The 22,220-nt window shown below is 61.2% G+C and carries 20 protein-coding genes, 3 tRNA genes and 1 pseudogene; 16 read left to right on the plus strand and 8 right to left on the minus strand.

Annotated elements, in window-relative coordinates; genetic code table 11:
• Positions 1 to 13: 13 nt before the first annotated feature.
• Positions 14 to 832, minus strand: coding sequence for a posphoenolpyruvate synthetase regulatory kinase/phosphorylase PpsR (gene ppsR, locus U8L64_RS08825; RefSeq protein ID WP_043297098.1), 819 nt, complete (start codon positions 830 to 832; stop codon positions 14 to 16).
• 152 nt (positions 833 to 984) lie between these two features.
• Here ppsR and ppsA point away from each other — a divergent pair, with 152 nt between their 5' ends.
• From ppsA to U8L64_RS08860, 7 genes are all read left to right on the plus strand, one after another.
• Complete coding sequence (gene ppsA / locus U8L64_RS08830; RefSeq protein WP_054093196.1) at positions 985 to 3,354, plus strand: phosphoenolpyruvate synthase; 2,370 nt, start codon at positions 985 to 987, stop codon at positions 3,352 to 3,354.
• 194 nt (positions 3,355 to 3,548) lie between these two features.
• A complete protein-coding gene (rraA, locus tag U8L64_RS08835) occupies positions 3,549 to 4,037 on the plus strand; it encodes a ribonuclease E activity regulator RraA (RefSeq protein ID WP_043297096.1) in 489 nt (162 codons plus the stop codon).
• 75 nt (positions 4,038 to 4,112) lie between these two features.
• Positions 4,113 to 5,108 carry a zinc transporter ZntB gene (locus tag U8L64_RS08840; RefSeq protein WP_043297095.1) on the plus strand — a complete coding sequence of 332 codons (996 nt, stop codon included), beginning with the start codon at positions 4,113 to 4,115 and terminating at the stop codon, positions 5,106 to 5,108.
• A 55-nt stretch (positions 5,109 to 5,163) separates the two neighbouring features.
• Complete coding sequence (locus U8L64_RS08845; RefSeq protein WP_081973342.1) at positions 5,164 to 5,406, plus strand: CrfX protein; 243 nt, start codon at positions 5,164 to 5,166, stop codon at positions 5,404 to 5,406.
• Between the two features lie 2 nt (positions 5,407 to 5,408).
• The gene (locus tag U8L64_RS08850; RefSeq protein WP_054093192.1) at positions 5,409 to 6,233 is read left to right on the plus strand and encodes a mechanosensitive ion channel family protein; all 825 of its coding nucleotides are present in this window, start codon (positions 5,409 to 5,411) and stop codon (positions 6,231 to 6,233) included.
• 82 nt (positions 6,234 to 6,315) lie between these two features.
• Complete coding sequence (gene sigX / locus U8L64_RS08855) at positions 6,316 to 6,906, plus strand: RNA polymerase sigma factor SigX (RefSeq protein WP_008570187.1); 591 nt, start codon at positions 6,316 to 6,318, stop codon at positions 6,904 to 6,906.
• Between the two features lie 98 nt (positions 6,907 to 7,004).
• Positions 7,005 to 7,994: an OmpA family protein gene (locus U8L64_RS08860; protein WP_333396245.1), complete on the plus strand. Its 990-nt coding sequence runs from the start codon at positions 7,005 to 7,007 to the stop codon at positions 7,992 to 7,994.
• A gap of 228 nt (positions 7,995 to 8,222) precedes the next feature.
• Here U8L64_RS08860 and acnB read toward each other — a convergent pair whose 3' ends face one another.
• On the minus strand, positions 8,223 to 10,832 hold the full coding sequence (gene acnB, locus U8L64_RS08865; RefSeq protein WP_138300066.1) for a bifunctional aconitate hydratase 2/2-methylisocitrate dehydratase: 2,610 nt from the start codon (positions 10,830 to 10,832) through the stop codon (positions 8,223 to 8,225).
• Positions 10,833 to 11,234: 402 nt separating this feature from the next.
• Between acnB and U8L64_RS08870 the strand changes: the two genes are divergently transcribed.
• Complete coding sequence (locus U8L64_RS08870; RefSeq protein WP_138300065.1) at positions 11,235 to 11,711, plus strand: DUF1289 domain-containing protein; 477 nt, start codon at positions 11,235 to 11,237, stop codon at positions 11,709 to 11,711.
• A gap of 34 nt (positions 11,712 to 11,745) precedes the next feature.
• Here U8L64_RS08870 and U8L64_RS08875 read toward each other — a convergent pair whose 3' ends face one another.
• Positions 11,746 to 12,606, minus strand: coding sequence for a universal stress protein (locus tag U8L64_RS08875; RefSeq protein ID WP_077683046.1), 861 nt, complete (start codon positions 12,604 to 12,606; stop codon positions 11,746 to 11,748).
• Between the two features lie 208 nt (positions 12,607 to 12,814).
• Here U8L64_RS08875 and U8L64_RS08880 point away from each other — a divergent pair, with 208 nt between their 5' ends.
• Positions 12,815 to 13,420, plus strand: a complete 606-nt coding sequence (locus U8L64_RS08880) for a tRNA-(ms[2]io[6]A)-hydroxylase (RefSeq protein WP_043297088.1) — start codon at positions 12,815 to 12,817, stop codon at positions 13,418 to 13,420.
• A 4-nt stretch (positions 13,421 to 13,424) separates the two neighbouring features.
• Here U8L64_RS08880 and lpxH read toward each other — a convergent pair whose 3' ends face one another.
• Positions 13,425 to 14,147 (minus strand): UDP-2,3-diacylglucosamine diphosphatase, encoded by a 723-nt coding sequence (gene lpxH, locus U8L64_RS08885; protein ID WP_043297087.1) that lies wholly within the window; start codon positions 14,145 to 14,147, stop codon positions 13,425 to 13,427.
• A gap of 6 nt (positions 14,148 to 14,153) precedes the next feature.
• A complete protein-coding gene (locus tag U8L64_RS08890; RefSeq protein WP_043297086.1) occupies positions 14,154 to 14,648 on the minus strand; it encodes a peptidylprolyl isomerase in 495 nt (164 codons plus the stop codon).
• 187 nt (positions 14,649 to 14,835) lie between these two features.
• On the opposite strand from U8L64_RS08890, the gene U8L64_RS08895 reads away from it, so the two are divergent.
• The gene (locus U8L64_RS08895; protein ID WP_333396256.1) at positions 14,836 to 16,506 is read left to right on the plus strand and encodes a glutamine--tRNA ligase/YqeY domain fusion protein; all 1,671 of its coding nucleotides are present in this window, start codon (positions 14,836 to 14,838) and stop codon (positions 16,504 to 16,506) included.
• Entirely contained in the window at positions 16,506 to 17,891 is a 1,386-nt protein-coding gene (cysS, locus tag U8L64_RS08900) for a cysteine--tRNA ligase (protein WP_333396258.1), read from the plus strand. Before U8L64_RS08895 ends, cysS begins: the two co-directional genes overlap by 1 nt.
• A 57-nt stretch (positions 17,892 to 17,948) precedes the next feature.
• Here the strand turns inward: cysS and folD are convergent, their stop codons facing one another.
• Positions 17,949 to 18,803, minus strand: coding sequence for a bifunctional methylenetetrahydrofolate dehydrogenase/methenyltetrahydrofolate cyclohydrolase FolD (folD, locus tag U8L64_RS08905; RefSeq protein WP_333396261.1), 855 nt, complete (start codon positions 18,801 to 18,803; stop codon positions 17,949 to 17,951).
• Positions 18,804 to 19,077: 274 nt separating this feature from the next.
• On the opposite strand from folD, the gene U8L64_RS08910 reads away from it, so the two are divergent.
• The 3 genes from U8L64_RS08910 to U8L64_RS08920 all read left to right on the plus strand — a co-directional run bounded on the left by U8L64_RS08910 (position 19,078) and on the right by U8L64_RS08920 (position 19,400).
• A tRNA-Arg gene (locus U8L64_RS08910) sits at positions 19,078 to 19,154 on the plus strand.
• Between the two features lie 33 nt (positions 19,155 to 19,187).
• A tRNA-His gene (locus U8L64_RS08915) sits at positions 19,188 to 19,263 on the plus strand.
• A 52-nt stretch (positions 19,264 to 19,315) separates the two neighbouring features.
• Positions 19,316 to 19,400 (plus strand) — tRNA-Leu (locus U8L64_RS08920).
• Between the two features lie 155 nt (positions 19,401 to 19,555).
• Here the strand turns inward: U8L64_RS08920 and U8L64_RS08925 are convergent.
• Positions 19,556 to 19,687: pseudogene (locus tag U8L64_RS08925) on the minus strand (AraC family transcriptional regulator); the annotation flags it as partial.
• A 205-nt stretch (positions 19,688 to 19,892) separates the two neighbouring features.
• On the minus strand, positions 19,893 to 20,453 hold the full coding sequence (locus U8L64_RS08930) for a YIP1 family protein (RefSeq protein WP_043297082.1): 561 nt from the start codon (positions 20,451 to 20,453) through the stop codon (positions 19,893 to 19,895).
• A 115-nt stretch (positions 20,454 to 20,568) separates the two neighbouring features.
• Between U8L64_RS08930 and U8L64_RS08935 the strand changes: the two genes are divergently transcribed.
• Both U8L64_RS08935 and U8L64_RS08940 read left to right on the plus strand, forming a co-directional pair.
• Positions 20,569 to 20,967 (plus strand): MarR family transcriptional regulator, encoded by a 399-nt coding sequence (locus tag U8L64_RS08935; protein ID WP_333396265.1) that lies wholly within the window; start codon positions 20,569 to 20,571, stop codon positions 20,965 to 20,967.
• A gap of 54 nt (positions 20,968 to 21,021) precedes the next feature.
• Positions 21,022 to 22,200, plus strand: coding sequence for a cytochrome P450 (locus U8L64_RS08940; protein ID WP_333396266.1), 1,179 nt, complete (start codon positions 21,022 to 21,024; stop codon positions 22,198 to 22,200).
• The last annotated feature ends 20 nt before the right edge of the window (positions 22,201 to 22,220 follow it).

The following is a 22,220-nucleotide window of genomic DNA, read 5'->3' on the forward strand; positions in this document are numbered from 1 at the left end:
AGCGAAGCGGCACTTATTTGAGCCGACGCTCCACGCCTTTTTCCACGAGGATCTTGGCGGAGATCTCCTCGACGGAGAAATGCGTCGAGTTGATGTAGTTGATGTTCTCGCGGCGGAACAGGTTTTCTACCTCGCGGACTTCAAATTCGCACTGAGCGAAGCTGGCATAACGGCTGTTGGGCTTGCGTTCGTTACGGATGGCGGCCAGGCGGTCGGGGTCGATGGTCAGGCCGAACAGCTTGTCCTTGTACGGCTTGAGCGAGGAGGGCAGTTGCAGTCGCTCCATGTCGTCCTCGGTCAGCGGGTAGTTGGCGGCGCGGATGCCATACTGCATGGCCATGTACAGACAGGTTGGCGTTTTGCCACAGCGTGAAACGCCGACGAGAATCAGGTCGGCCTTGTCGTAATGACGAGTGCGTGCGCCATCATCGTTGTCGAGTGCAAAGTTGACCGCGTCGATCCGCTCCATGTAGTTGGTGTTGTGGCTGATGGAATGGGATTTGCCGACGGAGTAGGAGGAGCGTGACATGAGTTCGTGTTCCAGTGGAGCCAGGAACGAGGAAAAGATGTCGATCATGAAACCGTTGGATTCGGCGAGGATGTCGCGGATTTCCTGGTTGACCAGTGTGTCGAAGATGATCGGGCGGGCGCCGTCCCTGTCCGCGGCATTGTTGATTTGCTGTACCATTGCCCGGGCTTTTTCCGCGCTGTCGATGTACGGGCGGGTGAGCTTGGTGAAAGAGATGTTCTCGAATTGCGCCAGGAGGCTTTGGCCCAGGGTTTCCGCCGTGATCCCGGTGCCATCGGAAATGAAGAAAGCGGTTCGTTTCATGTACCTTCGGCCTTAAGTCGAGAACGGTTCCCAGCTATAGTGGGCCCTTCGCCGAGCCCGGTTGGCGGGCATTGTTACTTATTTTGCAGGGTCAGGCCACAGCCATGCGGCAGGGCTCCGGTTGAGTTCCAACACCTAACGGAGAGTTCACCTTGGTAGAGTACGTAGTTTCCCTCGATAAGCTCGGCAACCACGATGTTGAGCGTGTAGGGGGCAAGAACGCCTCCCTGGGCGAGATGATCAGCAACCTCGCCGGCGCCGGTGTTTCCGTACCGGGCGGTTTCGCCACCACGGCTCAGGCCTATCGCGATTTTCTCGAGCTGAGCGGTCTGAACGATCAGATCCATGCGCTGCTCGATGCACTCGATGTCGACGATGTCAATGCGCTGGCCAAGGCCGGCGCACAGATTCGCCAGTGGGTGATGGACGCCGAGTTCCCAGCGCAGCTGGATGCGGACATTCGCAGGGCATTCGCCGAGATGTCCGGCGGTAACGACAACATGGCCGTCGCCGTGCGTTCATCGGCGACGGCCGAAGACCTGCCGGATGCATCCTTTGCAGGCCAGCAGGAAACCTTCCTGAACATTCGCGGTGTGGACAACGTGATCCGCGCGGCCAAGGAAGTCTTCGCTTCGTTGTTCAATGACCGCGCCATTGCCTACCGCGTGCACCAGGGCTTTGACCACAAGCTGGTTGCCCTGTCTGCCGGCGTACAGCGCATGGTTCGCTCGGAAACTGGCACCGCCGGCGTCATGTTCACCCTCGATACCGAATCGGGCTTTCGCGACGTGGTGTTCATCACCGGCGCCTATGGTCTGGGCGAGACTGTCGTGCAGGGCGCGGTCAACCCTGACGAGTTCTATGTGCACAAGCAGACGCTAGAGGCCGGGCGCCCGGCGATCCTGCGTCGCAATCTGGGCAGCAAGGCGATCAAGATGGTCTACGGCGACGAAGCCAGGGCCGGCAAGTCGGTCAAGACCGTCGAAGTCGACGCTGCTGATCGCGCGCGCTTCTGTCTGACCGACGAAGAGGTGACCAACCTCGCCAAGCAGGCTCTGATCATCGAAAAGCACTATGGTCGCCCGATGGACATCGAGTGGGCCAAGGACGGTGACGACGGCAAGCTGTACATCGTCCAGGCCCGTCCGGAAACCGTGAAGAGCCGCAGCAGCGCCAACGTCATGGAACGTTACCTGCTGAAGGAAAAGGGCACCGTGCTGGTCGAAGGCCGCGCCATCGGCCAGCGCATCGGCGCCGGCCCGGTCAAGGTCATCCACGACGTCAGCGAGATGGACAAGGTCCAGCCGGGCGACGTGCTGGTTTCCGACATGACCGACCCCGATTGGGAGCCGGTGATGAAGCGCGCCAGCGCCATCGTCACCAACCGTGGTGGGCGTACCTGCCATGCGGCGATCATTGCCCGCGAACTGGGCATCCCGGCGGTTGTCGGCTGCGGCAACGCCACCGAGCTGTTGCAGGACGGCCAGCGCGTGACCGTGTCCTGCGCCGAAGGTGACACCGGCCTGATCTTCGATGGCGAGCTGGGCTTCGATATCCGCCAGAACTCCATTGATGCGATGCCGGAACTGCCGTTCAAGATCATGATGAACGTCGGCAACCCGGACCGCGCCTTCGATTTCGCCCACCTGCCCAACGAGGGCGTCGGCTTGGCGCGCCTCGAATTCATTATCAACCGGATGATCGGCGTGCATCCCAAGGCACTGCTGAATTTCGACGGGCTGCCGGCTGACGTAAAGAGCAGCGTCGAGAAGCGCATCGCCGGCTACGACGATCCGGTCAACTTCTACGTCGAGAAGCTCGTCGAAGGCGTCAGCACGCTGGCCGCAGCGTTCTGGCCGAAAAAGGTCATCGTGCGTCTGTCGGACTTTAAGTCCAACGAGTACGCCAACCTGATCGGCGGCAAGCTCTACGAGCCGGAAGAAGAGAACCCGATGCTCGGCTTCCGCGGCGCGTCGCGCTACATCAGCGATTCGTTCCGCGACTGCTTCGAGCTGGAGTGCCGCGCCATGCGCAAGGTTCGCGACGTTATGGGGCTGACCAACGTCGAGCTGATGGTGCCCTTCGTGCGTACGCTTGGCGAGGCCTCGCAGGTGATCGATCTGCTGGCCCAGTACGGCCTCAAGCGTGGCGAAAATGGTCTGCGTGTGATCATGATGTGTGAGCTGCCGTCCAACGCGCTGCTGGCCGACGAGTTCCTCGAGTACTTCGATGGCTTCTCGATTGGTTCCAACGATATGACCCAGCTGACGCTCGGCCTGGACCGTGATTCGGGCATCATCGCGCACCTGTTCGACGAGCGTAATCCGGCGGTCAAGAAGCTGCTGGCCAATGCCATCCAGGCGTGCAACAAGGCTGGCAAGTACATCGGCATTTGTGGTCAGGGGCCTTCGGATCATCCGGACCTGGCGCGCTGGCTGATGGAACAGGGCATCGAGAGCGTATCGCTGAACCCGGATTCGGTACTCGACACCTGGTTCTTCCTGGCTGACGCGCAGGCCTGAATTGCGGTTTGAAGCATGACGACAGGGCGGAATTTCCGCCCTGTCGCGTATTTGGCTTCCGTGGCTTCGGCTCGGCATTTCGTTGATCGCGCCCTGCGGCTAACATGTCGCGGCGCGCATCGATACCAGCCGATTGGCGGAGTGGGTGAAACGGCTAGGCGATGCCCACGAATTTCCAAGCAAAGGAGCTTTCCATGCAATACGTCACTCCCGATCTGTGCGACGCGTACCCGGAGCTGGTACAGGTGGTCGAGCCGATTTTCAGCAATTTTGGCGGCCGCGATTCGTTCGGTGGTCAGATCGTCACCGTCAAATGCTTTGAGGACAACTCTCTGGTCAAGGATCAGGTCGATACGGATGGCCATGGCAAGGTGCTGGTTGTCGATGGAGGCGGCTCGCTGCGCCGCGCGCTGCTCGGTGACATGCTGGCTGAGAAAGCGTCGCGCAATGGCTGGGAAGGGATCGTTGTCTATGGTTGCGTGCGCGATGTTGATGTGATCGCTCAGACCGATCTCGGCGTTCAGGCGCTGGCCAGTCATCCGATGAAAACAGACAAGCGCGGCATAGGCGATCTCAACGTGCCGGTGACCTTTTGCGGCGTCACGTTCCGCCCTGGCGAGTATGTCTATGCGGACAATAACGGCATCATCGTCTCGCCTGAGGCGCTGAAAATGCCGGAGTGATCCATCGCACTCGCACTGAAGCACCGTGATACCAAGCCCGGCGATGCCGGGCTTTTCATATATGAGGGGGCGTTGATGCAGTTGAGCGACACGCAGCAGTGGGGGCTGGTTCATGCTTTCGTGCTGGATGGGCATGGTGGCGCGCGCGCCATCGCCTACGCGGATCTGCGCGATCTGCAGCTGAGCGACGTGCAAAGCCTCTGGCTGCATTGGGATCGCAGCCATCCCGCCGCCCAGGCCTGGTTACGCGGTCAGAGCGGTCTCAACGACTTCGCGTGCGATGTGCTGCTGGAAGAAAATACCCGGCCACGGGTGCTGTCGTTGCCGAACGAGGAGCTTCTGCTTTTCCTACGAGGCGTGAACCTCAATCCCGACTCTGCCCCGGAAGACATGATTTCGCTGCGCGTGTTTGCCGATGCGCGACGTGTCATCTCGCTGCGCTTGCGACCCTTGCGTTCGACCGAGGCAGTCATTCGTCTGCTCATGGAGGGCAAAGGGCCGAAGACGGCGTCCGAGATACTGGTGTATCTGGCGGATTCGATGACCGATCGGGTGGATGATCTCGTAGTGCAGTTGACCGAGTGCGTCGATCAGGAAGAGGAGCGTCTGGAGCTCGACGAGCACTATGGTCCGGAGCACGACAGCATGCTTTCATTGCGCCGCCGGGCGGCAGGTCTGAGACGATTCCTGCTGCCCCAGCGCGAGATATATGCCCAGCTCACTCGCAATCGCCTGAGCTGGTTCGTAGAGGACGACGCTGACTACTGGAACGAATTGAGCAACCGACTGATCCGCTACCTCGAAGAGCTGGACCTGGTGCGTGAGCGAATCGATATGGTGCTTGAGTCCGAGCGGCGCCGGCTCAGCGAGCGAATGAACCGGACCATGTACATTTTCGGTATCATCACCGGCTTTTTCCTGCCGATGACGTTTCTGACTGGTCTTTTGGGCGTCAACGTGGGCGGGATTCCGGGGGCACAAAGCCCGTATGGTTTCGCTATTGCCTGTCTGCTGATCGGCCTCATCGCATTGTTTCAGTGGTGGATCTTTCGCCGCTTGCGCTGGATCTGAATGTGACTCGAAGTCAGCCACAGGCCGTCTAGCGGACATGTTCAGCGAGGTACACATGCGCGATCCCTTTGAAGAATCATTGCGTGATCTGCTCAACAAGCCATCGGCACCAGATGAGGCTGAGCGCCTTGACCGAGTGCTCAAGACCGCGAACCGCCAAGTTGGCGTTGGGGACCTCTTCGGTCTCATGGGGCATTGGCTGCAGGGCTTGCTGATAGCGGTCAACAGCGGAGCGGGCCACGTTGCACCTGTTTCCCGTCGTCATTCATCCAACCGTTCGTTCGATAAGGCCGACTGATCATGGAATTCGATCCCTGGACTCAGAGTTTGCTGTCCGCGATGAGCTCGCTCTGGGCTTCCGTAGCGGCATTCATTCCGCGCCTGTTTGGCGCGCTCGTAGTCGTACTGCTCGGCTTCGTGGTGGCCAAGCTGCTGGATACCTTGTTGTCGAAGGTGCTCGCGAAGCTGGGGCTGGATCGGCTGATGGCCGGCACCGGTCTGACGAAGTTGCTGGGGCGTGCCGGAATTCGGGTTCCAGTCTCGGTGCTGATCGGCAAGGTGGTCTATTGGTTCGTCCTGCTGATTTTCCTCGTCTCGGCAGCCGAGTCCCTTGGGCTGGAGCGGGTGTCAGCCACGCTGGACGTCTTGGCGCTCTATGTTCCCAAGGTCTTTGGTGCGGCCCTGATACTCATCGCCGGTGTGCTTTTGGCTCAGCTATTCAGCGGCGTGGTCCGAGGTGCGGCAGAGAGCGTTGGTATCGATTACGCCAACGGGCTGGCTCGCATTGCGCAGGGACTGGTCATCATCATCGCTATTTCCGTGTCGATCGGGCAGCTGGAAATCAAAACGGAACTGTTGAACTACGTCATCGCCATCGTGCTGATCTCGGTAGGGCTGGCAGTGGCCTTGGCGTTCGGGCTCGGTAGTCGTGAGCTCGTCAGCCAGATCCTTGCCGGGATCTACGTGCGCGAGCTTTACGAGGTCGGACAGCATGTCTCCCTTGAGGATGTCGAAGGACAGATCGAGGAGATTGGCACCGTCAAAACGCTACTGTTGTGCAGCGATGGCGAGCTCGTTTCCGTAGCCAACCGGGTTTTGCTGGAGCGGCGGGTAGGCAGCCGCTGACGGCGCTTTTCTGGTAGAATGCGGCGCCTTTTTTTGGTTTCCCTGACAGGCGGCCGCGACCTGATTGCTGGCTCGAAGCGTCTTGACTAAAACCCAATCGACCATCCCGCGCTACGATCCTCGCCAACTCAGCGACGAAGAGTTGGTGCAGTATGCCCGTGTCGAGTTGTTTCATATAACTCGGGCATATGAGGAGTTGATGCGTCGTTATCAGCGCACCCTGTTCAATGTCTGTGCTCGTTACTTAGGCAATGATCGGGATGCCGACGATGTTTGTCAGGAGGTCATGCTCAAGGTTTTGTATGGCTTGAAGAACTTTGAAGGAAAATCGAAGTTCAAGACCTGGCTATATAGCATTACCTATAATGAGTGCATTACCCAATATCGCAAAGAGCGTCGCAAGCGTCGCCTGCTCGATGCGCTTAGCCTCGACCCGCTCGAAGAAGCCTCCGAAGAGAAAGCTCCTCGCGTCGAGGAGAAGGGCGGTCTTGATCGTTGGCTAGTACATGTCAATCCTATCGATCGGGAAATACTGGTGCTGCGATTTGTCGCAGAACTGGAATTTCAGGAAATCGCCGACATAATGCACATGGGATTAAGTGCAACGAAGATGCGCTACAAGCGTGCATTGGATAAACTTAGAGAAAATTTTTCCGAACCAATCGAAACTTAACGGGAAATGGTTGTCTCATGCGTAGCGAACAGCTTGGGCACAAGACAGCCGGTCTCCTTAGATTGTTCTGACTCTAACCACCAGATGGGGATTTACGGATGAAACTTAAGAATACCTTGGGCGTTGTCATTGGCTCGATGGTAGCCGCTACTTCGTTCGGCGCGTTGGCCCAGGGCCAGGGGGCTGTCGAGGTCGAAGCATTCGGTAAGCACTATTTCTCCGATAGCTCGCGCGGCTTCGAAGACGAGGGCGAACTGTACGGCGCGGGCGCCAGCTATTTCCTGACCGATGACGTCTCGCTGGGCCTGTCCTATGGCGAATACCACGACGTAACCTCCGACAATCCGGTCAATGCTGACGGTCACAAAAACATCAAGGGTAGCCTGACCTCCCTGGATGCGGCGTACCACTTCGGCGCGCCGGGTGTTGGTCTACGCCCGTACGTATCCGCTGGTGTGGCTCACCAGAGCATCGGCCAGGCCGCTCGCAGCGGTCGTGATCACAGCACCTACGCCAACATCGGTGCTGGCCTGAAGTACTACTTCACCGAAAACCTGTTCGCCAAGGCGAGCGTGGACGGCATGCACAACATCGATCGCGGCGACTCCGAGTGGATGGCTGGCGTGGGTGTTGGTCTGAACTTCGGCGGTGGTGCACGTCAGGTTGCGGCTGTCGAGCCGACCCCGGAACCGGCACCGGCTCCGATCGTCGACGCCGAGCCGGAACCGGCCCCGGAAGTGGTGCGTGTCGAACTGGATGTGAAGTTCGACTTCGATAAGTCGCGCGTCCGTGAAGAAAGCTATGGCGATATCAAGAACCTGGCTGACTTCATGCAACAGTACCCGCAGACCAGCACCACTGTTGAGGGGCACACCGACTCCGTAGGTACCGACCAGTACAACCAGCGCCTCTCCGAGCGTCGCGCTGAAGCGGTTCGTGACGTTCTGGTCAACCAGTACGGCGTTGAAGGCGGTCGTGTGAATTCGGTGGGTTATGGTGAGTCTCGTCCGGTTGCAGACAACGCCACCGATGCGGGCCGTCAGATCAACCGTCGTGTTGAAGCCGAAGTGGAAGCTCAGGTTAAGTAAGCTGAGTTTCCTGGCAAAGCCGGCTCTGGGGTAGTCCCTCTCTTTGTCGGCTTTAGCTCCAAAAAAAAACCGATGCCGGACTTCTGGCATCGGTTTTTTTGTGCTTGATCCTATAGCGGCAGGCTCGGTGGGCCTTCCTGGCGATTGGTGCCAAGTTTTTCGTCCGCAACGGGAGTTTCGCTGAGCAAAAAAAACCCCGCCGAAGCGGGGTTTTTCTATTTCACGGTATCAGACTTCGACGACTTGGATCTTCGCTTTTTCCGCAGCCTCACGGAACTCGGCGATCTGGTCGAAGCTCAGGTAACGGTAGACGTCGGCAGCCATGCTGTCGATGTCCTTCGCATAGGCCATGTATTCCTCGACGGTCGGCAGCTTGCCGAGAATCGAAGCGACCGCTGCCAGTTCGGCGGAAGCCAGGAATACGTCGGTGGCATCGCCCAGACGGTTCGGGAAGTTACGGGTCGAGGTGGAAACCACGGTCGAACCGGTCTGCACGCGGGCCTGGTTACCCATGCACAGCGAGCAGCCCGGCATTTCCATGCGCGCACCAGCCTTGCCGTAGATGCCGTAGTAGCCTTCTTCGGTGAGCTGGTGGGCGTCCATCTTGGTCGGCGGAGCCAGCCACAGACGGGTCGGAATGCCACCCTTGACCTTGTCCAGCAGCTTGCCGGCGGCGCGGAAGTGACCGATGTTGGTCATGCAGGAACCGATGAACACTTCATCAATCTTGCGGCCTTGAACGGTGGACAGCAGGCGTGCGTCGTCCGGGTCGTTCGGGGCACACAGGACCGGCTCCTTGATCTCGGCCAGATCGATCTCGATCACGGCGGCGTACTCGGCGTCCTTGTCGGCTTCCAGCAGTTGCGGCTTGGCCAGCCAGGCTTCCATCGCCTGGGCGCGACGCTCCAGGGTGCGGGCATCGCCGTAGCCTTCGCCGATCATCCAGCGCAGCAGGGTGATGTTGGACTTCAGGTACTCGGCGATCGAGTCTTCCGGCAGCTTGATGGTGCAACCGGCAGCCGAACGTTCGGCGGAGGCGTCGGACAGTTCGAAGGCTTGTTCGACGGTCAGACCGGTCAGACCTTCGATTTCCAGAATGCGGCCGGAGAAGATGTTCTTCTTGCCCTTCTTCTCGACAGTCAGCAGGCCCTGCTGAATGGCGTAGTAGGGGATGGCATGCACCAGGTCACGCAGGGTGATACCGGGCTGCATCTTGCCCTTGAAGCGCACCAGTACGGATTCCGGCATGTCCAGCGGCATGACGCCGGTGGCGGCGGCGAAGGCCACCAGGCCGGAACCGGCCGGGAAGGAGATGCCGATCGGGAAGCGGGTGTGAGAATCGCCACCGGTGCCGACGGTGTCGGGCAGCAGCATGCGGTTCAGCCAGCTGTGGATGATGCCGTCGCCCGGACGCAGGGACACACCGCCACGGTTCATGATGAAGTCCGGCAGGGTGTGGTGGGTATTGACGTCGATGGGCTTCGGATAGGCGGCGGTGTGGCAGAAGGACTGCATCACCAGGTCGGCGGAGAAGCCCAGGCAAGCCAGGTCCTTCAGCTCGTCGCGGGTCATCGGGCCGGTGGTGTCCTGGGAACCAACGGTGGTCATCTTCGGTTCGCAGTAGGTGCCCGGGCGCACGCCCTGGCCTTCCGGCAGACCGCAGGCGCGGCCGACCATCTTCTGGGCGAGGGTGAAGCCCTTGCCGCTGTCAGCCGGCGCTTCCGGCTTCTTGAACAGGGTGGACGGAGCCAGACCCAGCTCGGCGCGGGCCTTCTCGGTCAGGCCGCGGCCAATGATCAGCGGGATACGGCCGCCGGCGCGGACTTCGTCCAGCAGCACGTCGGTCTTCAGCTGGAAGGTGGTGACCAGCTCGTTGCTGTCGTGACGACGCACTTCACCCTTGTACGGGTACACGTCGATGACGTCGCCCATGGCCAGGTTGGTGCAGTCGAATTCGATCGGCAGGGCGCCGGCGTCTTCCATGGTGTTGTAGAAGATCGGGGCGATCTTGGTGCCGAAGCAGAAACCACCGGCGCGCTTGTTAGGCACGTTCGGGATGTCGTCACCGAAGAACCACAGCACGGAGTTGGTGGCGGACTTGCGGGACGAACCGGTGCCGACCACGTCGCCGACGTAGGCAACCGGGAAACCCTTGGCCTTCAATGCTTCCATCTGCTTGATGGGGCCGACCGAGCCAGGAACGTCCGGGTTGATGCCGTCGCGGGCCATCTTCAGCATGGCCAGGGCGTGCAGCGGGATGTCCGGGCGCGACCAGGCATCCGGAGCCGGGGACAGGTCGTCGGTGTTGGTTTCGCCGGTGACCTTGAACACGGACAGGGTGATCTTTTCAGCCAGGGCCGGGCGGTTCTGGAACCACTCGCCTTCGGCCCAGGACTTCAGCACGGCTTGAGCGGCGGCATTGCCCTTCTTGGCGCGCTCGGCGACGTCGTGGAAGGCATCGAACATCAGCAGGGTGTGCTTCAGCTGTTCGGCGGTGACGTTCGCCAGCTCGGGGTTGTCCAGCAGCTCGACCAGGGTGGCGATGTTGTAGCCGCCCTGCATGGTGCCCAGCAGCTCGACTGCGCGCTGCTTGCCGATCAGCGGGGAAGTGGCTTCACCCTTGGCGATGGCGGACAGGAAGCCGGCCTTGACGTAGGCGGCTTCGTCGACGCCCGCAGGAACGCGGTTGGTGATCAGGTCAAGCAGGAATTCTTCTTCGCCAGCCGGCGGGTTCTTCAGCAGCTCGATCAGGCCTGCGGTCTGTTCGGCGTTCAGCGGCTGGGGCACGACGCCCTGGGCGGCACGCTCTTCTACGTGTTTGCGATAGGCTTCAAGCACAGTTTTACCCTCATCATTGGTCCCTTGGGAGTTTCGGGACGCGCGTCCGGAAGCTGTTTTCAAAGTTTTACGCCGGCTGAGGTGGCCGGGTCGGCAGTAATGAGGGTCTGCCCACCCGGCGTGTGACCGGACCAACTGTGCTCGTGACGCTTTGAAAACAGCTTCGTGTGGAGTAGGCGCCGAAAACGGCGGGCCGATTCTACTGGAACGGGCCTGTAAAGTTAAGTCGAGTGCCGCGCGCCGCTTGGCTTCCGGCGTCCGGACATATGCTGCCCGCGATGCTCCCGAGCGCGCGGCGCGTGGGCTGGCGAGTGGGTTTGCAGTCTTGACGTTGATCATCCTGGATGACCACGGTTGGACAAAAGTCTAAGATGCGCGGCCGATCTGCCGCTGGGTGGCGCCATGTCCAATCAACGTATCCAGACTCCTTGCGTGGGCCTTTGCTCTACGGTTTATGGCGATCTCGTTTGTCGTGGGTGCAAACGCTTTCACCAAGAGGTGGTGAATTGGAATGCCTATCGGGACGAAGAGAAATGGGCGGTCTGGCGGAGACTGGAAACCCTGCTGGCACAAGTGATGGCGGCGAAGGTGGATGTGTTCGATGCGGATCTGCTGCGCCGGCAACTGGAGTCCCGCCAGATTCGTTTCGTGGCCGAGCAATCTCCTTACTGTTGGGCGTATCAGCTTATTGCGCGCGGTTCGCGTGTCATTCAGCAGCTCGAGGCCTATGGCGTGGTGGTGTTGCCAGAGTTTCGTCAGTGGTCGTTGCCGCAGTTGCGCGATGCCATCGACCGTGAGTTCTTCCTGCTTTCCGAGGCGCATTACGAGCGTTACATGGCCCCGCGCTTTCTCGCCCCGGTCACCGATCGGTTTGCCTAGCTCCGGCCGCTACGGGCGGCGGCCGGCGCGAAGGTCAATGGCGGACCAGCTCTTCCAGATGATCAATGATTTCATCGGGCTTGAGCACGAGGACGTCGCTTTCCAGCGTGTCGAGCACCACTTCGGCGGTGTTGCCCATAAGTGCACCGGAAAAGCCGGTTCGCGCCACGGTGCCGATGACGGTCACTGCGGCCTGCAACTGATGACAGATACGCGGAATCAGCGCGTCGGCAGGACCTTCTTCAATGTGCAGTTGCGCGTCGGGGATGTCGTAGTCGGTCTGGAAGCGCTTGCAGGCCTCGCGGTAACGCGCCTCGATGGTCTCCTTCAATTGGAATGCCGGATCGGCGGCCGACAGCATGGCTGACGGGTGTGCACTGATGACGTGCAGTTGTCCGTCGGCGAGGCCGGCTATCTCGTAACCATGGCTGACGATGGTCGCATGCAGGGTGCGATGTTCGAGATCGGCATTGCCGACGTCGACGGCGGCCAGGATGTTGCGGCCCTTCCAGGGCGTGTCGGTTTTCACCATGAGCACGGGGCAAGGGCAATACCGCAGCAGCTTCCAGTCTTCGGGGGTAAGCAGTGCGCGTTTGAGCGGGCTGTCCGGAACGTGTTGCTTGATCACCAGACCGCAGCCTTCGGCTTGCTGCACGGTAATGATGGTCTGGTGAAGATTCTCGTGCCAGGCCTGCTGGACGCTGACCTGATGGCCTTCGCTTGTCAGTCGCTCGCGCACCGATTCGAGATAAGCGCCGTGATCGTGCTTGTTGTCGCAGACCAGCAGATGCAGACGTGACTGACTGACGCTGGAGATCAGGTGGGCGCGCTTGAGTGCCAGCGAATCTGGCTGGTTGGGGTCAATTACCACGAGAATGCAGCGAATGGCCAACATGTTCGGCTCCGTTTCCTGGATGCGGTTGCTCAACTATAGACAAGCCGGCGGCGTTGGCGCTGATGTAAATCAAGCGGAGCTGGCCGGGCCGCGGGGCATTCGTATAATGCACGCCGCCAAACGGCTCGGGCGCATACGACTGCCGGTTTCGGGCGGAAATTGGTCATGACACCGAAACACCATCAGACATCAGACGAGGAGGGCGGCTGTGCTGCCTGAAATACACGAATTCCTGGGCTGTCGAACTCCTGGCACATGGGTCGCTGCTGCCCTGGATCAGCAGGATGTGATGCTGCTCGATCACAAGAACTGCGAATTCAAGGCCGCCTCCACCGCGCTGAGCCTGATTGCTCGTTACGGCCAGCATCTGGATCTGATCAACTACATGTCCCGTCTGGCGCGTGAAGAGCTGGTGCATCACGAGCAGGTGCTGAGGCTTCTCAAGCGTCGCAAGATCGCTCTGCGTCCCGTCTCGGCCAGTCGCTACGCGTCCGGACTTCGCGCAGTCGTGCGTACTCACGAGCCGCACAAGCTGACGGATACGTTGGTGGTCGGGGCTTTTATCGAGGCGCGTTCGTGCGAGCGCTTCGAGGCGATGGTGCCGCACCTGGATGAGGAGCTGGGTCGCTTCTATTTTGGCCTGCTGAAGTCGGAGGCGCGGCACTTCCAGAACTACCTGCGCTTCGCCTACCAGTACGGGGAGGCCGCCGATGTCGATCGCACGATCGAGCGGGTGCGCCTGGTCGAGCGGGAATTGATCGAGAGTCCGGACAGCGAATTCCGCTTTCACAGCGGAGTGCCGCTCGCGGCCTGAGGCGTCAGTCCAGAGCGAATGGGGCTTGGTTGAAGCCCTGCTCGTCGATCTGTAGTGCCCAGCCTTGCTGATCCCAATCCCCCAGCACGATGCGTTGAGCTGGCTGGCCATCGAGTTCCAGCGCGTGGATGGCGGGGCGATGTGTATGGCCATGAATCAGGCGGCGCGCCCGGTGTTCACGCATGGCTCGCACGACTTCCTCGGGTGTCACGTCGATGATGTCGCTGGCCTTCATGCGGGTTTGCGTGCGGCTTTCGTTGCGTAGCTTGCGCGCCAGCTTCCGGCGCGTGGCCAGTGGCAGGTTGCGCAGGATGAACAGGCTGAGTGGGTTGCGCAGCAGGCGCCGCAAGCGCATATAACCCTCATCTCGGGTACACAGGCTGTCGCCGTGCATCAGCAGGGTGCGCTCGCCTTGCAGGCTCACCACCGTGGGGTCTGCCAGCAGTTCGCAGCCGGCCGCCCGGCAAAAATGTTTGCCGAGCATGAAATCGCGATTGCCGTGCATCAGATAGATGCGGGTGCCGCGCTCGCTCAGCGAACGCAAGGCCTGCGTGATCGATTGCTGAAACGGCGTCATGGCATCGTCGCCGATCCACACCTCGAAGAAATCGCCGAGGATGTACAGCGCTTCGGCCTGCGGCGCGCGCGTCTGGAGAAAATGCAGAAACGCCCGGGTGATATCCGGGCGCTCCTCTTCGAGATGCAGATCGGAGATCAGCAGGATCACTCGACGTTACTCGACGATCTCGGCCTTTTCGATCACCACGTCATCCACCGGGACGTCCTGATGGCCGGACTTCATGGTGGTGGCCACGCCCTTGATCTTCTCGACCACGTCCATGCCGTCGGTCACTTCGCCGAATACGGCGTAGCCCCAGCCCTGAACGGTCGGTGCGCTGTGATCGAGGAAATCGTTGTCCTTGACGTTGATGAAAAACTGCGCGGAAGCCGAATGCGGCTCCATCGTGCGGGCCATCGCCAGGGTACCGGTCTTGTTCGACAGGCCGTTGTTGGCCTCGTTCTTGATCGGTGCACGGGTGGCTTTCTGCTTCATGCCCGGCTCGAAACCGCCGCCCTGGATCATGAAATTGCCGATCACGCGATGGAAGATGGTGCCGTCGTAATGGCCGCTCTTCACGTATTCCTTGAAATTGGCCGTGGTTTCCGGCGCTTTATCTTCGAACAGCTTGACGGTGATGACGCCGTAATTGGTATGCAGTTTGATCATGTGCAGAGTTCCGTTTCGATGGCGGGCAAAGAGGATGCGGCGGGCCACATCGAGGATGGTTCGCCGCCCCGCATGGCAGACGTACGCGAGGCGCTTTGCTCTGTCAGGGGGTTGACGGGTTCGCTATCATAAGCGCTTTGTTTTGGTCGGCCTACCCTGAGCCGCATCGCTGATCGCTAAGGACACCATGAGCAAGCCAATCGTCGAAAAAGCCGCCAATTTCCTGCGCCCGATCGTTCAGTCTGATCTGGAAGCCGGCAAGCACGCCAAGATCATCACGCGCTTCCCGCCGGAGCCCAACGGTTACCTGCATATCGGTCACGCCAAGTCGATCTGCCTGAACTTCGGCCTGGCCGAGGAGTTCGGCGGCGAGTGCAACCTGCGCTTTGACGACACCAATCCGGCCAAGGAAGACCAGGAGTACATCGATGCGATCAAGGCCGACGTCGAGTGGCTGGGCTTCAAGTGGGCCGGTGAGGAGCACTATGCCTCCGACTATTTCGATCAGTTGTACGAGTGGGCGATTCATCTGATCCAGGCCGGCAAGGCCTTCGTTTGCGACCTCAATGCCGAGGAGATGCGCGCCTACCGCGGCAGCCTGACCGAACCGGGCAAGAACAGCCCGTTCCGCGAGCGCAGCGTCGAGGAGAACCTCGACCTGTTCGCCCGCATGAGGGGCGGCGAGTTCCCCGACGGCGCCCGCTCGCTGCGCGCCAAGATCGACATGGCGTCGCCGAACATCAACCTGCGCGACCCGATCCTCTACCGCATCCGTCACGCCCATCATCACCAGACCGGCGACAAGTGGTGCATTTACCCGAGCTACGACTTCACCCACGGGCAGTCGGACGCCATCGAAGGCATCACGCATTCGATCTGCACTCTGGAATTCGAGGATCACCGCCCGCTCTACGAATGGTTCCTCGCCAACCTGCCGGTGCCGGCCCAGCCGCGCCAGTACGAGTTCGCCCGCCTCAACCTGAACTACACCATCACCAGCAAGCGCAAGCTCAAGCAGCTGGTCGATGAAGGCCACGTGAATGGCTGGGACGACCCGCGCATGTCGACCCTGTCCGGCTACCGTCGCCGCGGCTACACCCCGGCGTCGATCCGCGCCTTCTGCGACATGATCGGCGTCAACCGCGCCGGCGGCCTGGTCGACATCGGCATGCTGGAGTTCGCCATCCGCGAGGACCTGGACGCCAACGCCGCGCGCGCCATGTGCGTGCTCAAGCCGCTCAAGGTGGTGATCACCAACTATCCGGAAGGCCAGGTCGAGAACCTTGAGCTGGCGCGCCATCCCAAGCAGGACATGGGCGTGCGCGTGCTGCCGTTCTCCCGCGAGATCTACATCGACGCCAGCGACTTCGAGGAAGTCCCGCCGGCCGGCTACAAGCGTCTGATCCCCGGCGGCGAAGTGCGCCTGCGCGGTAGCTACGTGATCCGCGCCGACGAGGCGATCAAGGATGCCGAAGGCAACATCGTCGAGCTGCGCTGCTCCTACGACGAGAACACCCTGGGCAAGAACCCGGAAGGCCGCAAGGTCAAGGGCGTGATCCACTGGGTGCCGGCCGCCGAGAGCGTCGAGTGCGAAGTGCGCCTGTACGACCGCCTGTTCAAGGCCGCCAACCCGGAGAAGACCGACGAGGAGGGCGGCAGCTTCCTCGACAATATCAACCCGGATTCTCTGGTGGTGCTCAAGGGCTGCCGCGCCGAGCCGTCGCTGGCCAATGCCGCGCCGGAAGAACGCTTCCAGTTCGAACGCGAGGGCTACTTCTGCGCCGACCTGAAGGATTCGAAGCCGGGCGCCCCGGTGTTCAACCGTACCGTGACCCTGCGCGACTCCTGGGGGCAGTGATGACGCTTTCCATCTACAGCACCCTGTCCAAGAGCAAGGATGAGTTCAAGCCGCTGGAAGGCAACAAGGTCCGCATGTACGTGTGCGGCATGACCGTCTACGACTTCTGCCACATCGGCCACGCGCGGGTGATGGTGGCGTTCGACGTGGTCGCCCGCTGGCTGCGCCATCGCGGCTATGAGCTGACCTACGTGCGCAACATCACCGACATCGACGACAAGATCATCAAGCGCGCCAACGAGAACGGCGAGTCGTTACAGGATCTGGTCGGCCGCATGATCGCCGCGATGCACGAGGACGAGGCGCGCCTCAACGTGCTGCGCCCGGATATCGAGCCGCGTGCCACCGACCATATCGCCGGCATGCACGCGATGATCCAGACCCTGATCGACAAGGGCTTCGCCTACGCCCCGGGCAACGGCGACGTCTACTATCGGGTCGGCAAGTTCGAGGGCTACGGCAAGCTGTCGCGGCGCAAGATCGAGGACCTGAAGATCGGTGCGCGCATCGAGGTCGACGAGGCCAAGGAAGATCCGCTCGACTTCGTCCTGTGGAAGGGCGCCAAGCCGGGCGAGCCGAGCTGGGAATCGCCGTGGGGCGCCGGGCGTCCGGGCTGGCACATCGAGTGCTCGGTGATGTCCACCTGCTGCCTGGGCGAGACCTTCGACATCCACGGCGGCGGTCCGGACCTGGTGTTCCCCCACCACGAGAACGAGATCGCGCAGAGCGAGGCGGCCACCGGCAAGCTGTACGCCAACGCCTGGATGCACGCCGGCGCGGTGCGCGTCGACGGCGAGAAGATGTCCAAGAGCCTCGGCAACTTCTTCACCATCCGCGAGGTGCTGGAGAAGTACCACCCCGAGGTGGTGCGCTACCTGCTGGTGTCCAGCCACTACCGCAGCCCGATCAACTACTCCGAGGACAGCCTGCGCGAGGCCAAGGGCGCCCTGGAGCGCTTCTACAATGGCCTCAAGGGCCTGCCGGACGCTCAGCCTGCCGGCGGCGACGAGTTCGTCGCGCGCTTCGGCGCGGCGATGGACGATGACTTCAACTCGCCGGAAGCCTGCGCGGTGCTGTTCGAGATGATCCGCGAGGTCAACCGCCTGCGCGAGAGCGATCTGAACGCCGCTGCCGGGCTGGCCGCGCGTCTCAAGGAGCTGGCCGGGGTGCTTGGCGTGCTGCAGCTCGAGCCGGATGCGTTCCTGCAGGCCGGTGCTGCGGGCAAGGTCGATGCCTCTGAGGTGGAGGCGCTGATCGCCGCCCGCCTGCAGGCGCGTGCCGAGAAGAACTGGGCCGAGTCCGACCGCATCCGCGATCAGCTCACCGCCATGGGCGTGCTGCTGGAGGACGGGAAGGGCGGCACGACCTGGCGTTTGGCCGAGTAATTTCGAAGCCATAAAAAACGGCGCCATAGGGCGCCGTTTTTGTTGGTCGATTGTGGCCTAGCGATGCAGATGTTCGGCGGCGTGCAGGGTGTTTTCCAGCAGGCAAGCGCGCGTCATCGGGCCGACTCCGCCCGGCACCGGAGTAATCCAGGCGGCACGTTCGCTGGCGGGCTCGAATTCCACGTCACCGAGAAGGCGGCCATCAGCCTGGCGGTTGATGCCGACATCGATGACGATCGCACCTGGCTTGATCCATTCGCCCTTAACCAGGCCGGTAATGCCGGTGGCGACGACCACCAAATCCGCGCGTCTGACGTGCTCGGCAAGGTTGTGGGTGAAGCGGTGGGTCACGGTGGTGGTACAGCCGGCTAGCAGCAACTCCAGCGCCATCGGGCGGCCGACGATGTTTGACGCGCCTACGACCACGGCATCCAGGCCGTGCAGGTCGATGCCGGTGCTTTCCAGCAGCGTCATGATGCCTTTCGGTGTGCACGGACGAAGCAGCGGCATGCGTTGCGCGAGACGACCGACATTATAGGGATGGAAGCCATCCACATCCTTGTCCGGACGGATCCGCTCGAGCAGTTGCGAGGCATCCAGATGCTTGGGCAGCGGCAGCTGGACGAGTATGCCGTCGATGGACGCGTCGTCGTTGAGCTGATCGATAAGCGCCAGCAGGTCGTCCTGGCGAGTATCGGCCGGAAGGTCATGGGCGATGGAGTTGAAGCCCACTTCCTCGCAATCCTTGCGTTTGTGCGCCACATACACCTGGGAAGCGGGATCGTTGCCCACAAGAATCACTGCCAGACCTGGCGCGCGAAGTCCCTGCGCACGACGTTCGGCAACACGACCGGAGATCTGTTGGCGAATGTTGGCTGCAATCGTTTTACCGTCGATCAGTTGTGCGGTCATGACGCTTGGTTAACCACCGGAAAGAACTTGGAAAGGGCGCGCATTCTCTCACGCCGAGACGATGCGGCAAAGGCGGAGCGTCTGCAGCCACGTGTAACCCCTTTATCTAGCTGAAATTTTTTTCAGCTTTGCTGTTGACGACTATCGGGAGCCTCTATAACATTCGCCCCGCTTGTCGAGCACAGCCTGCTGCTGGGTAAGATGGCTTGCGAAGAAACCACTTCTTCTACAGCCGGAGCTTCAAGTCTGCGCTCCGAATAGAATGCAGACAAAAGCGCCCGTAGCTCAGCTGGATAGAGCATCCGCCTTCTAAGCGGATGGTCGCAGGTTCGAGTCCTGCCGGGTGCGCCATGTCGGGCTTCTGGCACAAGCAAATGCAATATGGTGGGCGTAGCTCAGTTGGTAGAGCACAGGATTGTGGCTCCTGGTGTCGAGGGTTCGATCCCCTTCGTCCACCCCATATTCCAGAAAACGCCAGGCACTGCCTGGCGTTTTTGTTTAAAGCCCGTTTGGCGGACGTGGTGAAATTGGTAGACACACCAGATTTAGGTTCTGGCGCCGCAAGGTGTGAGAGTTCGAGTCTCTCCGTCCGCACCACTTATTATAGTTTCGAGAACTCTCAGCGATCTCCGAAACGCCCTCAAAGCCCCGTCATCGGGGCTTTTTTGTACCCGAAGGATACTGCTTCCTGCGGGCCCGGTACTTCGCCACAGCATGGCGAGCGGAACTGCGCACGTTGCGCCGGCAGATCGGCGCTGGGCGTTTTCGATCAAGGTAACGGTCTGCTCCGGGCTGAGCTTGGCGCGGCCCTCGGCGACATCGGCATAGAACAGTCCAGTGCCGCGCAGCAGCCGATGGCCGTCGATCCCTCGTGACACTTGGAGCCCGGATTACCGCGCCATGTGGATCAACGCGCAGCATCCCGGGCTGAGCTTCCCGGCCAGCGATGACCAATCCGGTCCGTGCTCCTCGACGGTGCTGATCACGCGTGACGATAGCGGTGTGATCGGCACCTGATGCTGCCGTGGCGCAAGCCATGCCATGCGACCAGCACCTCGTGACGACTGCGCTGCTCCGAGCTCGCCGCGGTCAGGCGGCCGTCCAGAAGAGTGGCAGCACCATTATCCATACGATAACGGCCGCGCCGAACGCCGTCTGGGTGATGGCAGCCGCCTCCAGGCGGTCGTCCACGCGGCATAGCGAACAGGTGCCCTGGTAGAGCAGGACGCAGCACGAGGCCAGCGCGCTGAGCGGTAGCACGGTGTTCAGAAACGGGTTGTTCACCAGCAGACCGAGAGATGACAGCCATAGCGGCACGCACGCGATAGTGGCAACCAGATAGGCTTCGGCATAAGTCACGTCGTGACTGCCGGCGCCGGCGACGTGTTTGATCAGCCAACCCATCACGAATACTGAAAATACTTCGCCACCGAAAAACAGGCTGGCCGTTCCCGTTGACGGCTGGATCTGAAGCACGGGCAGGTAGGCGCTCAAGGGGGCGTCCACCAAGGCGATCATCGTCGGTGGCAACAGCGACAATGGCACGATGAATGCCCAGAGCCGGATTCGGGGCGGCAGCTGATTACTCGTCCACTCGGAAGGGGCGAGTGCACTGCACAACAGCATGCGCATGAGGACAAGGAGATTCATGACGTTCCTTTCTGGGCTGGACAGAATCGACAGGGGCGGTTCCGCTGAAATATATATCGTGGCGTGATATATATCGTGCACAATACTGCGCGAAGGTCAACGAGGAAATCATCCCTTGGAAAAGTCCGATTACCAGCGGCTGGCGCATTTCCGTCATCGCTTGCGCCGATTCCTGCGCAACAGCGAGTTGCTGTGCCTGGAGAACGGTGCGACGGCGCTGCAATATCAGCTGCTGCTCCAGATTCGAGGCGCTTCGGCGCGCGATTGGGCGACGGTTGGCGAGCTCGCCGAACAGCTGCAATCGAAGCATCACAGCGTCGTGGCACTGATCGACCGCTGCGAAAACATGGGCTTGGTCGAGCGAAAGGCCGGGCGTGAAGACAGGCGTCAGGTTGAGATTCACCTGTTGCCTGCCGGCGAGGAGCTGCTGGCGCGCATCGCCGAACTGCACCAGGAAGAGGTTCAGCTGCTGCGCGCGGAGTTCAGCCTGCCGGGTTGGGACAGGGCCGAATAATTCATCACCACCGAGGCGGTCCCGATTATCGAGAGGTCCGCAAGAGGAGTTGCTATGGGGAATAAATCAGTCGATTGGGATCCGAGGTCCGAGGCGGTGCTCAAGGACCAGATGGCCACCTACGACGACATGCGCCGTCGCTGCCCGGTGGCAACCAGTCGTTACGGCTACACTTCGCTGTTCCGACACGCGGATGTCATGCACGTATTGACGGACCACGAGACCTACAGCAACGCCGTCTCGCGTTTCCCCTCCGTGCCCAACGGCATGGATCCGCCGGAGCATACGGCGTACCGGCGGCTCATCGAGCCCTACTTCGAGTCGCAGCAGATGGAAGACTTCGCGCCGGTATGCCGGGAGGTCGCGGTGCGGCTGGTGCAGGCCCTGCCGGAGCAGGCGGATGTCGAGCTGATGGCGGACTTTGCGCAGATTTTCGCCTTGCAGATCCAGTGCGCCTGGCTGGGCTGGCCGGTGGAGCTGCACGAGCCGCTGCGCCTGTGGACGCTGAAGAACCAGGCGGCCACGTTGGCCAGGGACGAAGCGGCGATGAGCGCGGTTGCCCTGGAATTCGACGGCTACATCAAGGATCTGCTCACGGCGCGCCGCAACGCCGGTAGCGCGGCGCCAGACGACGTGACCACCCGTCTGCTACGCGACCAGGCTTTGGGCAGACCGCTGACCGACGATGAAATCGTCAGCATCCTGCGTAACTGGACGGTCGGCGAGCTGGGCACCATTGCCGCCTCGATCGGGATCGTTGTGCATTACCTCGCCGACCATGCCGCGTTGCAACAGCAGTTGCGCGAGCAGCCGCCGCTGCTGCCGGCCGCCATCGACGAAATACTGCGCATTCACGCTCCGCTCGTCATGAACCGGCGGGTCACCACCAGAGAGGTCACGCTGGGTGAGCGCACGTTGGCGGCCGGTACGCGTCTGGCGCTCATCTGGGCATCGGCCAATCGCGACGAAGCGGTGTTCGGCGATCCTGAAGAGTTTCGTCTCGACCGCGAGCCGCAGCTGAATCTGCTGTATGGCGCCGGCATCCATGTCTGTCCCGGAGCCCCGCTTGCCAGGCTGGAGCTGCGCGTCGTGATGGAGGAGCTGCTGGGGCGCACCCGCCGAATCGCGCTGCTGGCGGATCAGCAACCGGTGAAGGCGTTCTTTCCCGCCAGCGGGTTTTCTTCGCTACCCCTGCATATCGAGAAGGCCGAGAACGCTACTCCGCACGACTGAGCGACGATGCGCACCTCGCG

This window comes from Pseudomonas sp. FIP_A4, assembly GCF_036701605.1.
GTDB classification, from domain to species: domain Bacteria; phylum Pseudomonadota; class Gammaproteobacteria; order Pseudomonadales; family Pseudomonadaceae; genus Stutzerimonas; species Stutzerimonas phenolilytica.